Raw genomic sequence first — 18,105 nt, forward strand, 5'->3', positions numbered from 1 at the left:
GCGTAGAAGGAGAGACGAACGACCTGTCCACGCGCAATCCGGAGGCCAAACGGTGTTCAAGAAACTGCTTATCGCCAACCGCGGCGAGATCGCCGTGCGTATTGTACGAGCCTGCGCCGAGATGGGCATCCGGTCAGTGGCAATCTACACCGAGCCCGATCGGTTTTCGCTTCACGTCAAAGGCGCGGACGAGGCCTATTTCATGGGCGATGAGCCGCTGGCGGGCTATCTCGACCCGCGGCGCATCGTCAGCCTGGCACGGGAAACGGGCTGTGACGCCATTCACCCCGGCTATGGCTTTCTGTCCGAAAGCGCCGAGTTCGCCCGGATCTGCAGTCAGGCGGGCATCGCCTTCGTGGGGCCCAGCGCCGAGGTCATTGCCAAAATGGGTGACAAGACCGCGGCGCGAGCGGCCATGCGCGAGGCGGGCGTGCCGGTCACGCCGGGTTCCGAGGGAAATCTCGCCGATCTCGACGAGGCGCTGACCGTTGCCGAGGAGATCGGCTACCCGATCATGCTCAAGGCAACCTCCGGCGGCGGTGGGCGCGGCATTCGGCGTTGCGATACGCCGGATCAGCTCGGCCAGGCCTGGGACCGGGTGATCTCCGAAGCGACCAAGGCGTTCGGCAGCGCCGAGGTGTTCATGGAAAAGTGCGTGGTCGACCCGCTGCATATCGAGGTCCAGGTGCTGGCGGACAGTCACGGCGGCGTCATTCATCTGTTCGAGCGCGACTGCTCGATCCAGCGGCGCAATCAGAAACTGATCGAAATTGCCCCCAGTCCGCAGCTGACGCCTGAGCAGCGCAGCTACGTCGGCAAGATGGCGGTGCGCGCCGCCCAGGCCGTGAGTTACGAGAACGCCGGCACCGTCGAATTTCTGGTCAAGGACAACGAAGTCTTCTTCATGGAGATGAATACCCGGGTCCAGGTCGAGCACACCATTACCGAAGCGATTACCGGCGTCGATATCGTCCGCGAGCAGCTGCGCGTCGCCGCCGGGGAGCGCCTGGCCTACCGCCAGGAGGACATTCGTCACCAGGGCTATGCCATCCAGTTCCGGATCAACGCCGAGGATCCCAAGAACGACTTTCTGCCGAGTTTCGGACGCATCACGCGCTATTACGCGCCCGGCGGCCCGGGCGTGAGGACGGATACGGCGATCTATACCGGCTACACGATCCCCCCGTACTTCGATTCGATGTGCCTCAAGCTGATCGTCTGGGGCATGACCTGGGAAGAGACGCTCAATCGTGGCATTCGCGCGCTCAACGATATGCGTCTGCAGGGCGTGAAGACCACGGCACCGTATTATCAGGAAATTCTGAGACATCCCGAATTTCGTGCCGGCCGTTTCGATACCGGGTTCGTTCCCGCCCATCCCGAACTGCTCAACTACTCCGTCAAACGCAATCCGGAGGAGGTCGCATTGGCGATCGCCGCGGCCATCGCCGCCCACGCGGGACTCTGAATCCGTCGAATCACGATAAGCCGAAATCAGAATAGCCGGAATGGACCCGAATCAGGATCAGGAGAAAGACATGAACAACGCCAACGGCTCATCCGTCAGGGTCAGCGACGTCGTCCTGCGCGATGGACATCAGTCGCTGATCGCCACGCGCATGCGAACCGAGGACATGCTGCCGATCTGCGCCAAGCTCGACGCCATCGGCTTTCATTCGCTCGAAGTCTGGGGCGGCGCCACGTTCGACGCCTGCGTGCGCTTCCTCAAGGAGGATCCGTGGGAACGGCTGCAGTCGTTGCGCGAAGCGCTGCCCAATACGCCGTTGCAGATGCTGCTGCGCGGCCAGAATCTGCTCGGCTACCGCCACTATGCCGATGACGTGGTCGAACGTTTCGTGGCCAGTTCGGCCGACAACGGGATCGATATCTTCCGGGTGTTCGATGCGCTGAACGATCTGCGCAATCTGGAAACCGCGATGAAGGCGGTCAAGGCCAGCGGCAAGCACGCTCAAGGCACGATCTGCTACACCGTCAGCCCGGTCCACACGCGTGACATGTATGTGGAGCAGGCCAAGCGGCTGGTCGATATGGGGGCGGATTCTATCGCGATCAAGGACATGGCCGGCCTGTTGACGCCCTACGCCACCGGAGAGCTGGTGGAAGCCCTGGTCGAGGCCGTGGATGTGCCGGTGCATCTGCACGCGCACGCCACGTCCGGCCTTGCGTCGTTGAGCCAGATGAAGGCGGTGGAGGCGGGGTGCCGGCATATCGATACCTGTATCTCGGCCTTTGCCGGCGGTACCAGTCACCCGTCCACCGAAGCCATGGTCGCGGCGTTCCAGGAGACGCCCTACGACACCGGGCTGGATCTGGTCGCGCTCAAGGAAGTCGGTGATTATTTTCGCGAGGTCCGCAAGAAGTACGCGGCTTTCGAGAGCGAGTACACCCGCGAGGATGTCAGCGTGCAGATCTGGCAGGTGCCGGGCGGCATGATGTCGAACCTGGCCAACCAGATGAAGGAGCAGAACGCGCTGGGCCGGATTCAGGACGTCTTCGACGAGATTCCCAAGGTTCGTGCCGATCTCGGTTATCCGCCGCTGGTCACGCCGACCTCGCAGATCGTCGGGACCCAGGCGGCCATGAACGTGCTGACCGGCGAGCGCTACAAATCGATCACCAATGAGGTGAAGCGTTATCTGCTGGGTGGCTACGGTCAGCCACCGGCCGCCGTGAATGCGGAAGTGCGGCGCAAGGCGATTGGCAATGAACCCGTGGACGAAGGGCGGCCCGCCGATCAGCTAAAGCCGGAGATGACCAGGCTCAAGACCGATATCGGCGAACTCGCCGGCTGCGAGGAGGACGTGCTGACATTCGCCATGTTCCCGGATCTGGGACGGGAATATCTGCAAGGACGGCGTGACGGCACCCTGGTGCCGGAGGCGATCCCGGCGCCAGAGGCCGCGGGTGGCGCCAGTCGTCCGGTTTCCGAAGGCGTGCCGACCGAGTTCGTCATCGACGTTCACGGAGAATCCTATGAAGTGCAGATTACTGGCGTTGGCAGCAGCAGTGGCAGCAAGCGTCGCGTCTATCTGACTCTCGATGGCATGCCCGAAGAGGTCGTGTTCGAGGCCAAGGACGAGTTCGTTCAGGAGAACAAGAGCGGTGGACGGGCCAAGGCCAGCTCGCCGGGGCACGTCACCACCTCGATGCCGGGCAATATCGTCGACGTGCTGGTGGCCGAGGGTGACAGCGTCAAGGAAGGCCAGGCCGTGCTGATTACCGAAGCCATGAAGATGGAGACGGAAGTTCAGGCGCGAACCGGGGGTACCGTCAAGGCGGTCCACGTGGCCAAGGGCGATCGCGTCACCCCGGGTGAAGTCTTGATCGAGATCGAATAGTGGGGGGAGACCGAATAGTGGGGTGAGACCGAATAGTGGGGGGAGACCGAAGCACGGGTCGATTCCCCGCTGAGATCGGCGTCATCAGGACAAAAAAACGCGGAGCCGGGCTCCGCGTTTTTCGTTTCATTTTATCGTTTCATCGAAGGGCGCCACGGCGCTTACGCTACGGCTTACTCTTCAACCTGAATGATCTTCAGGGTGTTGGTGCCGCCATGGGCGTTCATGTGATCGCCTCGCGTCAGGATGACATGGTCGCCTTTCTTGGCGAGTCCGAGGCTGACCAGCTCCTTGATCGCGCCGGCGTTGATCTCGGTCAGCGGGAAGCGAGAGCTGTCGAAAACCAGTGATACGACGCCGCGATAGAGTGCCATTCGGCGCTGGACCATGGGAGTTTCGGCCAAGGCGACAATGGGTAGCCCGGAACGGATGCGCGAAGCGATCAACGGGGTATAGCCGGAGGCGGTCAAACAGGCAATCGCGACTACGCCGGAGAGGTGGTTGGCGGCATACATCGCCGAAAGCGCCAGGGTCTCGTCGACGCGGCTGAAGCCTTCGTGGATGCGGTGCTGCGACTGTTGAGCGGCGCGCTCGCGCTCGGCGCCGAGGCACAGCCGATTCATGGCGCGGATGGTTTCGACCGGGTAGTCGCCGGCGGCGGTTTCCGCCGACAGCATGACCGCATCGGTGCCATCGAGAACCGCATTGGCGACGTCGAACACCTCGGCGCGAGTGGGCAACGGCGACTCGATCATCGACTCCATCATCTGGGTCGCGGTGATGACTACCTTGTTGAGGCTGCGGGCGCGGGAGATGATGCGCTTCTGCACGCCGATCAACTGGGCATCGCCAATCTCGACGCCGAGATCGCCGCGAGCCACCATTACCGCTTCCGAGGCGCGGATGATGTCGTCCAGCGTTTCCGGGTCGGCAACGGCTTCGGCACGTTCGATCTTGGCGACCAGGCCGATCTCCTGACCCGCCTCGCCGAGCAGCTCGCGAGCGTACTGCATGTCGGCGCCGCTACGCGGGAAGGAGACCGCCAGATAGTCGACACCGATATCGATCGCGGTCTTGAGGTCTTCCTTGTCCTTTTCCGTCAGCGCGGCTGCGGAGAGGCCGCCGCCCTGCTTGTTGATGCCCTTGTTGTTGGTCAGCTTGCCGCCGACCTTGACCTTGGTGAAGATTTTCGGGCCTTCGATGCGCTCGACTTCCAGGACCAGGCGACCGTCATCCAGCAACAGGGTGTCACCGACGGCGACGTCATCGGCCAGCTCGGCATAGTCGCAGCCCACGCGCTCACTGTCGCCGGCATCGCGATCCAGCGATACGTCGATCAGGAAGGGCTGGTTCTTCTCGAGCTTGACACCGCCTTCGGCGGCAAAGCGGGCGATCCGGATCTTGGGACCCTGGAGATCGCCGAGCGCCGCCACCGCACGCCCCTGACGTTCCGCGGCTTCACGTACGGCCATGAGCCGGCGACGATGATCTTCGGGATTGCCGTGGGAGAAGTTCAGACGGACGACGTCGACTCCGGCTTCGATGATGGCGTCCAGTACTCCCTCGCGATCCGTGGCGGGACCCAGCGTAGCGACGATCTTGGTGCGACGAATCGGGCCGTGAAACGCTTGCTGCATAGAGATTCTCCTGGTGGCTGAGTGAGTCATCCGGCGCGCCAAAAAAAGAGAAATGATCCGCGGCGGAAAGAGGTGGTGATTTTACAACATGGCGATCATCTTGTCCGAAGCGTCACGACTGGTGTGACAGCGATGCGACTGTGGCGCGATGCCGAGGCGACTGCGGTAACAGGAGATCCGCTCAGGTCGTCATAGAGTGACCACGTCAGCATGTCATGCTGATGACGTACCGTCAGCGGCGCCAATTTAGCCAAGTGTAGCGCGCCTGGCCACGATGTGACATGAACGCAAGGTCGGAGAGGCCCGGGGCCGAGATGCCTTTCCCGGCTTGGAATCTCGGTACAAAGACCCATTATGAAGAGCCAAGGTCGCGCCGCCGCCAGGATCGGGGGAAGTCAAGCTTCGGCTGGCGCGCCGAGAACGGCTAGGGTAGGGTAGGCGCATTTTCCGGCCAGGCTCCGTTTTCTGTCGCCACTTTCCGTCGCTGAACACGTGCCAGCGGCCACTGGCGCCGCATGCTACGAATTTTCGGCACTCAGTGGAATCTGCCGTGTAGCCTGTAAAAACACAGTACTTGGTAACATTCACCGCACTCTATTTATTTAGCCGCACTCTATAAAAGAAGCAGGAGAGCTATGGGCAAGTCACTGGTTATCGTTGAGTCACCGGCCAAGGCCAAGACCATTAACAAGTATCTCGGCAACGATTTCGTGGTGAAGTCGAGTGTCGGGCATATCCGTGATCTGCCGACCAGTGGTTCTTCCAAGCAGGCCAGCGATCCCAAGGAGCGGGCGAGACAGGCGGCGATCACCCGCAAGATGTCGCCGGACGACAAGGCGGTTTACAAGAAGCAGAAGCAGTGGGATCAGTTGATTCGCCGCATGGGGATCGATCCCGAGCATGGCTGGCAGGCCAACTACGAGATCCTGCCGGGCAAGGAAAAGGTGGTCGAAGAGCTCAAGAAGCTCGCCGACAAGAGCGACACCATCTATCTCGCGACCGATTTGGACCGCGAGGGGGAAGCGATCGCCTGGCACCTGAAAGAGACCATCGGCGGCGATGACTCGCGCTACAAGCGTGTCGTGTTCAACGAGATCACCAAGAACGCCATTCAGGAAGCGTTCAAGCAGCCCGGCACGCTCAACATCGCCCGGGTCGAGGCGCAGCAGAGCCGTCGCTTTCTCGATCGCGTGGTCGGCTTCATGGTCTCTCCGCTACTCTGGAGCAAGGTCGCGCGCGGCCTCTCCGCCGGTCGCGTGCAGTCGGTGGCGGTACGCCTGATCGTCGACCGGGAGCGCGATATCCGCGCGTTCAACCCGGAAGAGTTTTGGGACGTTCATGCCGACATGATCACGTCGGACGGAGAGCCGGTCCGTTTCGAGGTGGCTCGTGAAAAGGGCGAGGCTTTCCGCCCCACGTCGGAGAAGGAAACGCTGGAACGTATCGCGCCGCTGCGTCGGGAAGCATTCGACGTCACCAGCCGCGAGACCAAGCCCACCAGCTCCAAGCCCAACGCCCCGTTCATTACCTCGACCCTGCAACAGGCAGCCAGTGGCCGCCTGGGGTACTCGGTCAAGAAGACGATGACGCTGGCTCAGCGGCTCTACGAGGGCGGCTACATCACTTACATGCGTACCGACTCGACCAACCTGTCCCAGGATGCGGTCGCCGGCGTGCGTGATTATATCCAGGCGGAATTCGGCGAACGTTACCTGCCGGAATCGCCGATTCGCTACTCGAGCAAGCAGAACGCCCAGGAGGCCCACGAGGCCATCCGGCCGTCCAACGTCAAGCAGCGGGCCGACGATTTGCCCGTCGAGCGCGATGCTCAGCGTCTCTATGAACTGATCTGGCGCCAGTTCGTGGCCTGCCAGATGGTGCCGGCCCAGTATCTCGCCACGACGCTGACCATCGAGGCCGAGGGCTTCGAGCTCAAGGCGCGCGGCCGGGTGCTCAAGTTCGACGGCTACACCCGCGTGATGAAGCCGATGGCGAAAAAGGACGAGCAGGCGCAACTGCCGGATATCGAGGAGGGCGCGACGCTGCAGGTCGAGCAAATCGATCCGCAACAGCACTTCACCAAGCCGCCGGCACGTTATACCGAAGCCAGCCTGGTCAAGGAGCTGGAGAAGCGGGGCATCGGCCGGCCGTCGACCTACGCGGCGATCATCTCCACGATCCAGGATCGAGGCTATGCCAAGCTAGACAACCGGCGCTTCTACGCCGAGAAGCTCGGCGAGATCGTCACTGATCGTCTGGTGGAGTCGTTCAACGATCTGCTCGACTACGGCTTCACCGCCCGGATGGAGGATCGTCTCGATGAAGTCGCCGAAGGACACGAGCAGTGGCAGCAAGTGCTCGACGCGTTCTACGCCGATTTCAAGCAGAAGCTGGAACGCGCCGAGGGCGACGAGGGCATGCGTCCCAACGATCCGGTCGAGACCGATATCGCTTGCCCGACCTGCGGCCGCCCGATGCAGATTCGCATCGCCTCGACCGGCGTGTTCCTGGGCTGCTCCGGCTACAATCTGCCGCCTAAAGAGCGCTGCAAGACCACCATCGACTTGATTCCTGGGGATGAAGCAGTACCGGAGGAGGCCGACGAGGCCGCCGAAACCGATGCGTTGCGCGCCAAGCGGCGCAACCCGAACACCGGTACGGCGATGGATAGCTATCTCATCGACGAAGGCCGCAAGCTCTATCTCAGCAACGATGACGACGGCTATTACGAGATTGAGCAGGGCCGTTTCCGGATCAAGGGCTACGACGGTCCGGTGATCGAGTGCGATAAGTGTGGCTCCGAAATGCAGCTCAAGAGCGGGCGTTTCGGCAAGTACTTTGCCTGCACCAACGAGGCATGCGGCAACACCCGCAAGCTGCTGAAGAGCGGTGAGGTCGCGCCGCCCAAGATGGATCCGATTCCGATGCCGGAACTGGCCTGTCAGAAAGTCGACGATCATTACGTGCTGCGAGACGGCGCCAGCGGCCTGTTTCTGGCCGCCAGCCAGTTTCCCAAGAATCGGGAAACGCGACCGCCGCTGGTGAAAGAGCTCAAGGCACACGCCGATGCGCTGCCCGAGAAGTATCACTTTCTGCTCGAGGCGCCCAGCGAGGATCCGGACGGTCGGCCGGCCCAAATCCGGTTTTCGCGCAAGGCCAAGAGCCAGTTCGTGATGACCGACGAAGATGGCAAGGCGACCGGCTGGCGCGCGACATTCGAAGACGGCCGTTGGCAGGTGGAGGACAAGCGCAAGTGACGTCTGTGGCCCGCACCAACCAGCTGCTCTACCAGGCTGACCTATTGCTGGCGCTCGGGGCCGATGGTCAGAACGAGGAGGTGAACCGCGACGAGCATGCGACGGCGCGGCGCATGGCGCTGGAAGAGGCGGCGCTGGGGCAGCTGGAGCTGGCTTTGAATGCGCTGCTTCGCGAAGTGACCGAGCATACCGATCTGACTCACGATGATTGGCGAGCCTGGCTGCAGGCCACCTCGGTCCCCGTCGCTGAGCTCGAACGCCTACGCTCGTTGGCCGATGACGCCGAGAGCTGGCTAGCCATGTTGCTGGAACGGTTGCGGGCATTGCATGGTGACGAGGGCGCGGCGCGGCGCGAGGCGCCGCGTCGGCTGATTGCCAGCGCCGGAGAGCCGACGCTTGCCGAGACGTTGCGCTGGTGCCACCGAGAGTTCAGGGCGCTGTTGCCATCGCTGCGTGAGGGCAGCAGCGAATGGTGACCGGCGCGGGGCGGTCGTGCTAGTCTGATCAATAGATGATAACGACCGGGGCTCAGGCTCTGGTCGTTTTTTATTGGTCTCGCCTTTTGCCCGATTCGTGACGGCCAATAGATCGGTGTTTGACTGCCAACGCTCGCTGAGCGACGCGCGGACCGAATAGTACGCAACGAATTTGTCTAGAACGAAACAGCACAGAACGAAAGAGAGAGGTCAGTCGTGTCCGATACCGCGATTCTGGAAATCGTCGAACTTGCCAATGGGGAAGTGGTGCTGCGGCCGGCGGAAGCGACCGGCGAGCCGCTCGTGTCGATCCGCTTTTCCGAAGAGGCCGTCGAGCTGCTGCGCCGCAATCGCTTCGAGGTCGCCCGCGAAATGCTCGATCATGCGATTACCCGCACTCACCTGTGGGAAGGCGATGAAGAGGAGTCGTCGGAAGCCGAATTGGCGACCGTACACTAGCTTCATGGCATCCGACGGGACCAGCGAGTCCGGTTCCGTCCTCGAGATGATTTCCCTCCAATTGATTCGATCCTACTCCTCCCGGAGACCCTGCGATGGCTCAGCCGTTAACGACGCCGATCTCGGCCGGCATCATGCCGGATGCTTCCGCTAGCACGACGTCGGAAGCTTCCGCTACCACGATGCTCGATCACCGGTCACTGGATAGTGAAGCGATTCGCGAGGCACGGCGGGATCTCGCCGCCTGTTTCCGGATGGCTGCTGCCCTGGGCATGGGAGAAGGGATCTGCAATCACTTCTCGGTGATGGTGCCGGGATGGAACGATCGCTTCCTGGTCAATCCCTACGGGCTGGCGTTCGAAGAGATCACGGCTTCGAGTCTGCTGATCTGCGATTTCGCGGGGCGGGTGCTCTCCGGCGAGGGGGCGCCCGAGGCGACGGCGTTCCATATTCACGCGCGGTTGCATCTCAACAAGCCCGGCGCGCGGGCGGCGTTTCACACCCACATGCCCAATGCCACGGCGTTGACCATGACGGCTGGCGAGCCGCTGCTGTGGGCGGGCCAGACTGCACTCAAGTTCTACGGTCGTAGCGTGGTGGACGACCACTATAATGGCCTCGCGCTGGATAGTGCGGAGGGCGATCGAATTGCCGCTGCCATGGGCGATGCCGATGTGGTGTTCCTGCGCCATCATGGCGTGATCGTCACGGCGCCGACGATCGCCGAGGCCTGGGATGATCTCTACTTTCTGGAGCGCGCCGCGGAAGTGCAGCTCAAGGCGATGAGTTCCGGCCGGGAAGTGCTGGCGGTGGATCCGGCCGTCGCGGCCACCACGGCGGCACAGATGCGACTGGAGGACCCCGAAAGTGCCCGGCTTCACCTGGCTAGCGTGCGCCGTCGTCTCGAACGTGTCGCCCCGGATTACGCTGACTGAGCGCCACCCCGCAGCGCCAGACCCGCGCTGCAAAAGGCCAGTCCGGCGATCCTACAGCGCCAGACCTGCGATCAGCGCCGCGATCACCGCGATGACAACCGATGTCAGCGCGATCGTCAGCAGGCCGCGCCGGCGTGTAGCGCTGAAGATGAAGAACGTGGGGAAGGCGATGGTCATCGCGAGCATCGAGATTATCCAGGCAAAGTTGGCCATCGAGCTTGCGGCTCCTGCAGCGAAAGGGTGAGCGTCGTTGGGCGGCATTATACAGATCGCGAGCGCCGCTGCGGGGTTCTAGGTTCATTGACGGTTCGACGGTGCGCGACGTGGGTCGCGGTCAATTCTGGAGGGACACTGATGGCGACTGGCTGGCCGAAGACCGAAAGCGGTGCGCTTCGCCTGTCGACGGCCGTGGCGGCGGCCATTGGCGCGGTGGCGTTGACGGTTTCGGTGCTGTCCGCTTCTCAGGCGATCCTGCTCGATGGCCTGTTCAATGCGATCTACGCCGTGGTCGGGCTGTTCACGCTGCGGGTCGGGCGGCTGGTTATCGCACCGGACGATGACACCTATCCCTTCGGCTATGGCTATTTCGAATCGATGGTCAACGCCTGCAAGGGCCTGCTGATGCTGGGCGTCTCCGCCCTGGCGCTGTTCAATTCCGTCACCGCACTGCTCACCGGCGGCAACACCATCGCCGCGGGTATCTCCATCGTCTACGCCGCTCTGGCGACGGCGGCCTGTACGCTGACGGCTCTCGTGCTGCGTCGAGTCAGTGGTCATGTCCGCAGTCCGTTGCTGGAAGCCGATATCGAGAACTGGCGGGTCAACGCCCTGATCTCGGCGGCGGTGCTGTTGGCTTTCTGCCTGATTCCCGTGGCTCGGGCGCTTGGCTGGCATGCCATCGTGCCCTACGTGGATGCCTGGCTGGTCATCGCCGTCGTGCTGCTGTGCCTGGGGGTACCGGTGCGCGTGGCCAGGACCGCGATTCTGGAGCTGTTGAATCGGTCTCCGCGATCGGCCTTGGTCGATCCCGTTCGGGCGTCGATTTTCGGGGCGTTGGCGCCGCTTCCCACGCGGGCCGTCTATGTCCGCATGGTACGGCCGGGCAGGCTGCTCTATGTCACCGTGCATGTGGTGCTCGACGAGGCCCACCCGTTGACCATCCGGCAGGCGGATGAGTGGCGGGCCACGCTCGACGCCAGCGTACGTGAAGTGTCGGCACCGGTGATCGTCGAGACGCTGTTCACTGCGGAAGAGCGCTGGGCCGCGCCCAGCGCCGGTCACGGTATTGCCGAATCCTGACCCCGTGTCTTCGCGCCGTACCGCCCGCTCAGCGCAGTTTGGTCAGACGCAGCTCGGCGAGCTGGGCCGGGGGCAGAAAAGAGTCCGAACGCGCCTCTTCCCAATAGTTCTGGAACACCGTGTGCTGGCTGTTGCCGTTGAGCAGCTCGTCCGGCTTCAGAAAGGTGAACAGCTTGTCGTAGGACTGGATTTCGTCGGTGGAAACGCGGCGAATGATATGCTCCGGCCCCAGTTCCGCGGGATGCTGCAGGCCGGCGGCGGCGAGCATCTCGGCCAGTCCCTTGAGCGTGTTGTGATGAAAGTTGTAGACCCGCTCGGATTTGTCGGCGACGTCCAGATGACGACTGCGACTGGGATCCTGGGTCGCCACGCCGCTGGGGCACTTGTCGGAATGGCAGTTGAGGGCCTGAATGCAGCCCAGCGAGAACATGAAGCCGCGGGCGGCGTTGCACCAGTCGGCGCCCAGCGCCATGGTGCGGGCGATGTTGAAGCCGGAGGTGATCTTGCCGGCGGCGCCGATCTTGATCTCCTCGCGCAGGCCGGCGCCGACCAGGGTGTTGTGCGCCAGCATCAGGGCTTCGGTCAGCGGCACGCCCAGGCGGTTGATGAACTCCAGCGGTGCGGCGCCGGTGCCGCCTTCGCCGCCGTCGACGACAATGAAGTCGGGGCGCTGACCGGTCTCGCGCATCGCCTTGACCATCGCGAACCACTCCCACGGGTGGCCGATGGCCAGCTTGAAGCCGACCGGCTTGCCACCGGAGAGCTCGCGCAGCCGGCCGATGAACGCCATCAGTTCCAGCGGCGTGGAGAAGGCGCTGTGGCCGGCCGGAGAGACCACATCCTGGCCGACTGGCACTTCGCGCGCTTCGGCGATCTCGGCGGTCACCTTGGCCGCGGGCAGGATGCCGCCATGGCCCGGTTTTGCGCCCTGCGATAGCTTGATCTCGATCATCTTGACCTGTTCGTCGCGCGCATTGGCGGCGAAGCGCTCTTCGTTGAAGCTGCCGTCGTCATGACGGCAACCGAAGTAGCCGGAACCGATCTCCCACACCAGATCGCCGCCGTGAATCCGGTGATAACGCGAAATAGAACCCTCGCCGGTGTCGTGATAGAAGCCGCCTTTGCGGGCACCGGCGTTGAGCGACTCGATGGCGTTGCCGGACAGCGAGCCGAAACTCATCGCCGAGACGTTGAACACGCTGGCGGAGTAGGGCTGGCTGCAGAGACTGCCGCCGATCTGGACGCGAAAGTCGCTGTCGTCGATGTGGGTGGGCCGTAGTGAATGGTTGATCCATTCGTGGCCCGGGGCATACATGTCTCTCAGCGACCCGAACGGCTTCTTGTCGCTCTCGTTCTTGGCCCGTTGATAGACCACGGCGCGCTGTTCCCGGGAAAACGGGCGCTCGTCGAGATCGGACTGGATGAAGTATTGGCGAATCTCGGGGCCGATCGATTCGAGAATGTAGCGACAGTGGGCCAGGATTGGATAGTTGCGGCTGACGGTACGACGTTTCTGGCGGGTATCGTGAAAGCCGAGCCATGAAAGGCCGCCAAAGATGACGACACCCCACCACCAGTTCGACGAAGATGAGAGCCCGATAACGGAAACGACCAGCAGGCAGAGGCTGGCAATGAAGGCGGCGTTGCGTAACGGTAAACGTGAAAGACCCGTGGCGGTGCTCATGCGGACATCGACTCCAGACTGATGAAATCGCGGCAGCATGGGCGCCACCGCGACCGTCAAGGATAGCGCAACGCTGGGCGTTGCGGCCAACGCCACCGACGGCTATTTTGGAATGCCGATTCGGCCTCGCCGAAACATTGCCTTGCGGCCGACGCCGCTCGCCGAGTGACTCAGCGCTTTCCTGATTGACGCACGGCCTGCATCCAGCGGATTCGGGCATGCCTGATTTTTCGCCCATTTGATACTTTGCCCTTTTGATACTTTGCCCTTTTGATACAAGGAATGCCTGAGCTTGAGACATCACCGATCCTTTCTGCGGTTGCGACTGCTCCTGCTGGTGCTTCACGGCTACATTGGCTGGCGATTGCTGCCGGACCTTTCGGCGGGTATCTGGGGGTGGCTGGTCGGCGGCGGCTATCTGCTGGCCAGCGCGATCATGATTCCGCTGGTGGTGAGGGTGACCTGGCTCAATGGGCGCTGGCTGGCCTGGCCGGTGGCATTGATGGCCGGGGTGTTCTCGTTTCTGCTTCAGCTCACGCTGTTGCGCGACATTCTGCTGGTGGCCTGGAGCCTGGTTGCAGCCACCTCGACCCCGGCGGTTCATGTCAGCGCTTGGGTAGTGCTGGCCGCGACGCTGGTGCTCTCCGGCTATGCGCTGTGGCAGGCGAGGCGGGTGCCGCGCACGGTCGAGATATCGGTGCCGCTGGTCGACCTTCCGCCCGTGCTGGACGGGTTCGTCATCGTTCAGCTCAGTGACTTGCACGTCGGCCCGACGATCAAGCGCGACCATCTGCAGCGTATCGTCGAACGGGTCAACTCGCTGGCGCCGGATCTGGTCGCGATCACCGGCGATCTGACCGATGGCCGTGTCGCAGAGCTGGAAGAGGACATGGCGCCGTTGGCGAGTTTGAGCGCTCGCCACGGGGTCTACTGCGTGACCGGCAACCACGAGTACTACAGTGAAGCGGAAGCGTGGGTCGCGGCGTTTCGTCGGCTGGGAATGCGCGTGCTGATCAACGAGTGTCACTACGTCGAGCATGACGGCACGACGCTGGCCGTCGCCGGCATCACCGATCTATCCGCGGGGTACTATGTCGCCAGCCATCGGAGTGACCCCGTGGCGGCCGCCCGGGATATTCCGTCAGGCATGACGCGGATATTGCTGGCGCATCAACCCAATTCGGCCCCCCTGGCGGCGGAAGCGGGATTCGATCTCCAGCTCTCCGGTCACACCCATGGCGGTCAGCTGTGGCCCTTCAGCATGCTGGCCCGACGCGCCAATCGATTCCTGGCGGGATTGGGCAAGCAGGAACGGATGTGGATCTACACCAGTCGCGGAACCGGCTACTGGGGGCCACCGATGCGCTTTGGCGCGCCGGCGGAGATCACCCGGATTCGACTGACGGCGGCATAGGCCCGGATTCGAAGGATATCGACAAATCCGAATTCGGCGCCATGAAACGCAGCGACAAAAAAGCCAGCGATACGATCGCTGGCTTTTTCGTGGTGCCATTCAGTGGCGTCTCACGCCGCCTTGACCTTGCGGTTGAGGGTTTCCAGCAACCCGTCGATACGCTTGAGGCGATCTTCCGCTTTTTCCATCTCCCCGTGAAAACGCAGCGTGTCGGCGCCGTCGAGCTTGTACTCGCCGGGATGGCGCTGAATCAGATCGACCAGCGTCATCGGATCGACCTGTGGATCCGGGCCGAAGATCACCCGGCCGCGCTCGGCGCCCGCCTCGAGCTTGACGATGCCGAGGCGCTCGGCGCGCTGGCGCAGTCGCGTCTGTCGAAACAGCGTCTTGAGCGGCGGCGGGAGCAGGCCGAAGCGATCGATCATCTCCACCTGCAGTTCCTTGAGCGCGCTCTCGTCGGCCGCACTGCTGATGCGCTTATACATGATCAGACGCTGCTGAACGTCCGGCAGGTAGTCGTTGGGGATCAGCGCCGGCAGGTTGAGGTTGATCTCGGTGCCTTCGTCGAGCGGGGCTTCGATGTTGGGCGTCTTGCCAGACCGGATCGCCTTGACCGCGCGATCGAGCATCTGCATGTAGAGGCTGTAGCCGACGGTCTCCATCTGACCGCTCTGCTCGTCGCCGAGCAACTCGCCGGCACCGCGAATCTCCATGTCGTGACTGGCCAGCGTGAAGCCGGCGCCGAGGTCGTCGCTCTGGGTGATGGCTTCGAGTCGCTTGATCGCATCCCGGGTCATCGCCTTGGGCGGTGGCGTCAGCAGGTAGGCATAGGCCTGATGGTGGCTGCGCCCGACGCGACCGCGCAGCTGGTGCAGCTGGGCCAGACCGAACTTGTCGGCGCGCTCGATGATGATGGTATTGGCGCTGGGAACGTCGATGCCGGTCTCGATGATGGTGGAACAGACAAGGACGTTGAAGCGCTTGTGGTAGAAGTCGGACATCACCCGCTCCAGCGCCCGCTCGGGAAGCTGACCGTGGGCGACGCCGACGCGGGCCTCCGGCACCAGTTCGCGGATCTTCTCGGCGCTGGCCTCGATCGATCTGACCTCGTTGTGCAGGAAGTAGACCTGACCGCCACGCAGGATTTCGCGCAGCAGCGCCTCCTTCACCACCGGTTCATTGCGCTGCTGGACGAACGTTTTGACCGACAGCCTTCGCGCCGGCGGCGTGGCGATGATCGATAGATCACGAATGCCGTTCATCGCCATGTTGAGCGTACGCGGGATCGGCGTCGCCGTCAGCGTCAGGATATCCACCTCGGCACGCAGCTGCTTGAGGCGCTCCTTCTGGGCGACCCCGAAGCGGTGCTCTTCGTCGATGATCATCAAGCCCAGGTTGGAGAGCTTGACCGATCTGGAGAGCAGCTTGTGCGTACCGATGACGATATCGGCACGACCTTCGGCCATGCGCTTCAGCGCGTCGGTCTCTTCCTTGGCACCGGTGAAGCGAGACAGCATTTCGATCTGCACCGCGGTGTCGGCGAAGCGATCGCGGAAGTTGTCGTAGTGCTGCTGGGCCAGCAGGGTGGTGGGGACCAGCACCACCACCTGGCGGCCGGAATTGACCGCGAGGAACGCGGCGCGCATCGCCACTTCGGTCTTGCCGAAGCCGACATCGCCGCAGACGACTCGATCCATCGGCCGCGGCGCGGTCATGTCGTCGATCACCGCCTCGATGGCAGCGTGCTGATCCGGCGTCTCCTCGAACGGAAAGCTGGCGGCGAAGCGCAGATACTCATCGCCGGGCATATCGCTGGCGAAACCCTCTCTGGCTTCCCGGCGGGCGTAGATATCGAGCAGTTCGGCAGCGGTGTCGCGAATTTTCTCGGCGGCTTTCTTGCGGGCCTTGTCCCAGGTGTCGGAGCCCAGTTTATGCAGCGGGGCGAGCTCGTCGCTGGCTCCGGCATAGCGGGAAATGAGCTGCAGATTGTCGACGGGGACGTAGAGCTTGGCGCCGCCGGCGTACTCCAGCGCCAGGAACTCTGCCGCCTGACCGCCGGCAGTGATCATTTCCAGCCCCATGTAGCGGCCGACGCCGTGATGCTGGTGCACCACCGGCGATCCGGGGCGTAATTCGGAGAGATGGCGCACGGCCAGCTCGTTGTCGTCGGTGACCTTGGCGCGGCGACGCGTCTGGCGCACTACGTCGCCGTAGAGTTCGGTCTCGGTGACGATCGCGACGTTGGGATCGCCAAGCCACAGCCCTTCGTCCAGGGCGCCCTCGGCGATCGCGAAAGTCTGATCGCCGTCCAGAAATTCCTGCCAGCCATCGATATGGGGCATATCCCGATGGAGCGGTGCCAGGGCTTCATCGAGGGCCTCTCGGCGCCCGCGAGACTCGGCGACGAACAGAACGCGCAGATCGCGGTGGGCGTCGAGGAACGTCTCCAGCGTCGCCAGCGGGCGTTGGGCCCGAGCATTGATCGCCACCGCCGGGGGCGGCTGCGTCGCGCTGGCGATGGCGTGACGCGTTTCCGGATCGGTGACGAATTCGAGACGCGGGTGCTGCTTGATCGCGGCGAACACTTCGGCCGCGGGCACGAACGCCTTCGCCGGCGGCAACAGCGGGCGAGTGGGATCGACGCCAAGGTTCTCGTAGCGACCCTCGATCGAACCCCAGTGGTGCTCGGCGGCTTCGAACACGTCGGGAAGCATGGCGATGCGGGTCTCGCTGCCTAGATGCTCGAACAGCGTGGCGGTCTCCTCGAAGAACAGCGGCAGGTACTGCTCGAGTCCGGGAGAGGGTATGCCCTTGATCGCATCGACATACAGCGGGCACTGCCGCGGATCGACGTCGAACAGCGTCTCGAAACCTTCGCGAAAGCAGGCGATCGCCGAGCGTGACAGCGAGTACTCGTGCGCCGGCAGCAGGTCGATGCGTTCGATCTTGTCCTGGGTGCGCTGGGTGTCCGGGTCGAAGCGCCGGAGCGAGTCGATCTCGTCGTCGAACAGGTCGATACGCAGCGGCGCGCTCGTGCCCATGGGGAAGAGGTCGATCAGCGAGCCCCGCATGGCGTACTCGCCGGGTTCGTAAACGGTTTCCACCGCCCGGTAGCCCGCCCGCGAAAGACGCTCGCGGAAGCTTTCCCGATCGAGTCGATCACCCGTGGCCAGCGTCAGCACGCGACCGGCCACGTATTCCCGCGGCGGCAGGCGCTGCATCAGGGTATTGACCGAAACCAGCACGATGCCCTGGGTGCCCTCCTGCAGTTCCCGCAGCGTTCTGAGGCGCTCGGAAACGATGTCCTGGTGGGGCGAGAAGCTGTCGTAGGGCAGTGTCTCCCAGTCAGGGAACGGCATCACCGGCACCCGGGCGAAGAAGCGCAGGTTGCTTTCGAGACGCTGGGCGCTAGCCGTATCCGGGGTGACCACCAGAAGCGGGGCGTCGTCCGCCAGACGTGCCAGGGTCAGCGCGATGGCGCTTCCCTGGGGTAGTTGGCAATAGCGGGTTTCGCGCGTGCCAGTCGGCAGAGGCGGGGTGAGCGGTGTGTAGTGCGACATGAGCCTTTCGAAGAACGAATTTGCG

General features: G+C 63.2%; 12 protein-coding genes. 8 read left to right on the top strand and 4 right to left on the bottom strand.

Going from position 1 to position 18,105, the window contains the following annotated elements:
- Positions 1 to 52 precede the first annotated feature (52 nt).
- Positions 53 to 1,468: an acetyl-CoA carboxylase biotin carboxylase subunit gene (locus ACUN9V_RS04535; RefSeq protein ID WP_075561249.1), complete on the top strand. Its 1,416-nt coding sequence runs from the start codon at positions 53 to 55 to the stop codon at positions 1,466 to 1,468.
- A 70-nt stretch (positions 1,469 to 1,538) separates the two neighbouring features.
- Positions 1,539 to 3,359 carry a sodium-extruding oxaloacetate decarboxylase subunit alpha gene (gene oadA / locus ACUN9V_RS04540; protein ID WP_445510502.1) on the top strand — a complete coding sequence of 607 codons (1,821 nt, stop codon included), beginning with the start codon at positions 1,539 to 1,541 and terminating at the stop codon, positions 3,357 to 3,359.
- Between the two features lie 173 nt (positions 3,360 to 3,532).
- Here the strand turns inward: oadA and pyk are convergent, their stop codons facing one another.
- Entirely contained in the window at positions 3,533 to 4,996 is a 1,464-nt protein-coding gene (gene pyk, locus ACUN9V_RS04545) for a pyruvate kinase (RefSeq protein WP_439283323.1), read from the bottom strand.
- Between the two features lie 635 nt (positions 4,997 to 5,631).
- On the opposite strand from pyk, the gene topA reads away from it, so the two are divergent.
- The 4 genes from topA to ACUN9V_RS04565 all read left to right on the top strand — a co-directional run bounded on the left by topA (position 5,632) and on the right by ACUN9V_RS04565 (position 10,123).
- Positions 5,632 to 8,253 (top strand): type I DNA topoisomerase, encoded by a 2,622-nt coding sequence (gene topA, locus ACUN9V_RS04550; protein WP_445510503.1) that lies wholly within the window; start codon positions 5,632 to 5,634, stop codon positions 8,251 to 8,253.
- Entirely contained in the window at positions 8,250 to 8,729 is a 480-nt protein-coding gene (locus ACUN9V_RS04555; RefSeq protein WP_445510504.1) for a DUF6586 family protein, read from the top strand. The genes topA and ACUN9V_RS04555 overlap by 4 nt, the downstream gene beginning before the upstream one ends.
- Positions 8,730 to 8,945: 216 nt before the next feature.
- Positions 8,946 to 9,188: a hypothetical protein gene (locus tag ACUN9V_RS04560; RefSeq protein ID WP_075561254.1), complete on the top strand. Its 243-nt coding sequence runs from the start codon at positions 8,946 to 8,948 to the stop codon at positions 9,186 to 9,188.
- A gap of 95 nt (positions 9,189 to 9,283) precedes the next feature.
- Positions 9,284 to 10,123 (top strand): aldolase, encoded by an 840-nt coding sequence (locus ACUN9V_RS04565; protein WP_445510505.1) that lies wholly within the window; start codon positions 9,284 to 9,286, stop codon positions 10,121 to 10,123.
- A gap of 51 nt (positions 10,124 to 10,174) precedes the next feature.
- On the opposite strand, the gene ACUN9V_RS04570 is transcribed toward ACUN9V_RS04565, so the two are convergent.
- Positions 10,175 to 10,336, bottom strand: a complete 162-nt coding sequence (locus tag ACUN9V_RS04570; RefSeq protein ID WP_157957485.1) for a hypothetical protein — start codon at positions 10,334 to 10,336, stop codon at positions 10,175 to 10,177.
- 141 nt (positions 10,337 to 10,477) lie between these two features.
- On the opposite strand from ACUN9V_RS04570, the gene ACUN9V_RS04575 reads away from it, so the two are divergent.
- Positions 10,478 to 11,422, top strand: a complete 945-nt coding sequence (locus tag ACUN9V_RS04575) for a cation transporter (protein ID WP_445510506.1) — start codon at positions 10,478 to 10,480, stop codon at positions 11,420 to 11,422.
- Between the two features lie 28 nt (positions 11,423 to 11,450).
- On the opposite strand, the gene ACUN9V_RS04580 is transcribed toward ACUN9V_RS04575, so the two are convergent.
- A complete protein-coding gene (locus ACUN9V_RS04580; protein ID WP_445510706.1) occupies positions 11,451 to 12,737 on the bottom strand; it encodes an FMN-binding glutamate synthase family protein in 1,287 nt (428 codons plus the stop codon).
- 661 nt (positions 12,738 to 13,398) lie between these two features.
- Between ACUN9V_RS04580 and ACUN9V_RS04585 the strand changes: the two genes are divergently transcribed.
- The gene (locus ACUN9V_RS04585) at positions 13,399 to 14,520 is read left to right on the top strand and encodes a metallophosphoesterase (protein WP_445510507.1); all 1,122 of its coding nucleotides are present in this window, start codon (positions 13,399 to 13,401) and stop codon (positions 14,518 to 14,520) included.
- 110 nt (positions 14,521 to 14,630) lie between these two features.
- Here ACUN9V_RS04585 and mfd read toward each other — a convergent pair whose 3' ends face one another.
- The gene (mfd, locus tag ACUN9V_RS04590) at positions 14,631 to 18,080 is read right to left on the bottom strand and encodes a transcription-repair coupling factor (RefSeq protein WP_445510508.1); all 3,450 of its coding nucleotides are present in this window, start codon (positions 18,078 to 18,080) and stop codon (positions 14,631 to 14,633) included.
- Positions 18,081 to 18,105 lie beyond the last annotated feature (25 nt).

The organism is Salinicola sp. V024, assembly GCF_052645315.1.

What these genes read in the sequence shown, in the direction of transcription:
- ACUN9V_RS04575 (WP_445510506.1), top strand. Translation starts at nt 10,478, where the DNA reads ATGGCGACTGGCTGGCCGAAGACCGAAAGCGGTGCGCTTCGCCTGTCG.
- ACUN9V_RS04570 (WP_157957485.1), bottom strand. Translation starts at nt 10,336, where the DNA reads ATGGCCAACTTTGCCTGGATAATCTCGATGCTCGCGATGACCATCGCC.
- ACUN9V_RS04565 (WP_445510505.1), top strand. Translation starts at nt 9,284, where the DNA reads ATGGCTCAGCCGTTAACGACGCCGATCTCGGCCGGCATCATGCCGGAT.
- mfd (WP_445510508.1), bottom strand. Translation starts at nt 18,080, where the DNA reads ATGTCGCACTACACACCGCTCACCCCGCCTCTGCCGACTGGCACGCGC.
- topA (WP_445510503.1), top strand. Translation starts at nt 5,632, where the DNA reads ATGGGCAAGTCACTGGTTATCGTTGAGTCACCGGCCAAGGCCAAGACC.
- pyk (WP_439283323.1), bottom strand. Translation starts at nt 4,996, where the DNA reads ATGCAGCAAGCGTTTCACGGCCCGATTCGTCGCACCAAGATCGTCGCT.
- ACUN9V_RS04580 (WP_445510706.1), bottom strand. Translation starts at nt 12,737, where the DNA reads ATGTATGCCCCGGGCCACGAATGGATCAACCATTCACTACGGCCCACC.
- oadA (WP_445510502.1), top strand. Translation starts at nt 1,539, where the DNA reads ATGAACAACGCCAACGGCTCATCCGTCAGGGTCAGCGACGTCGTCCTG.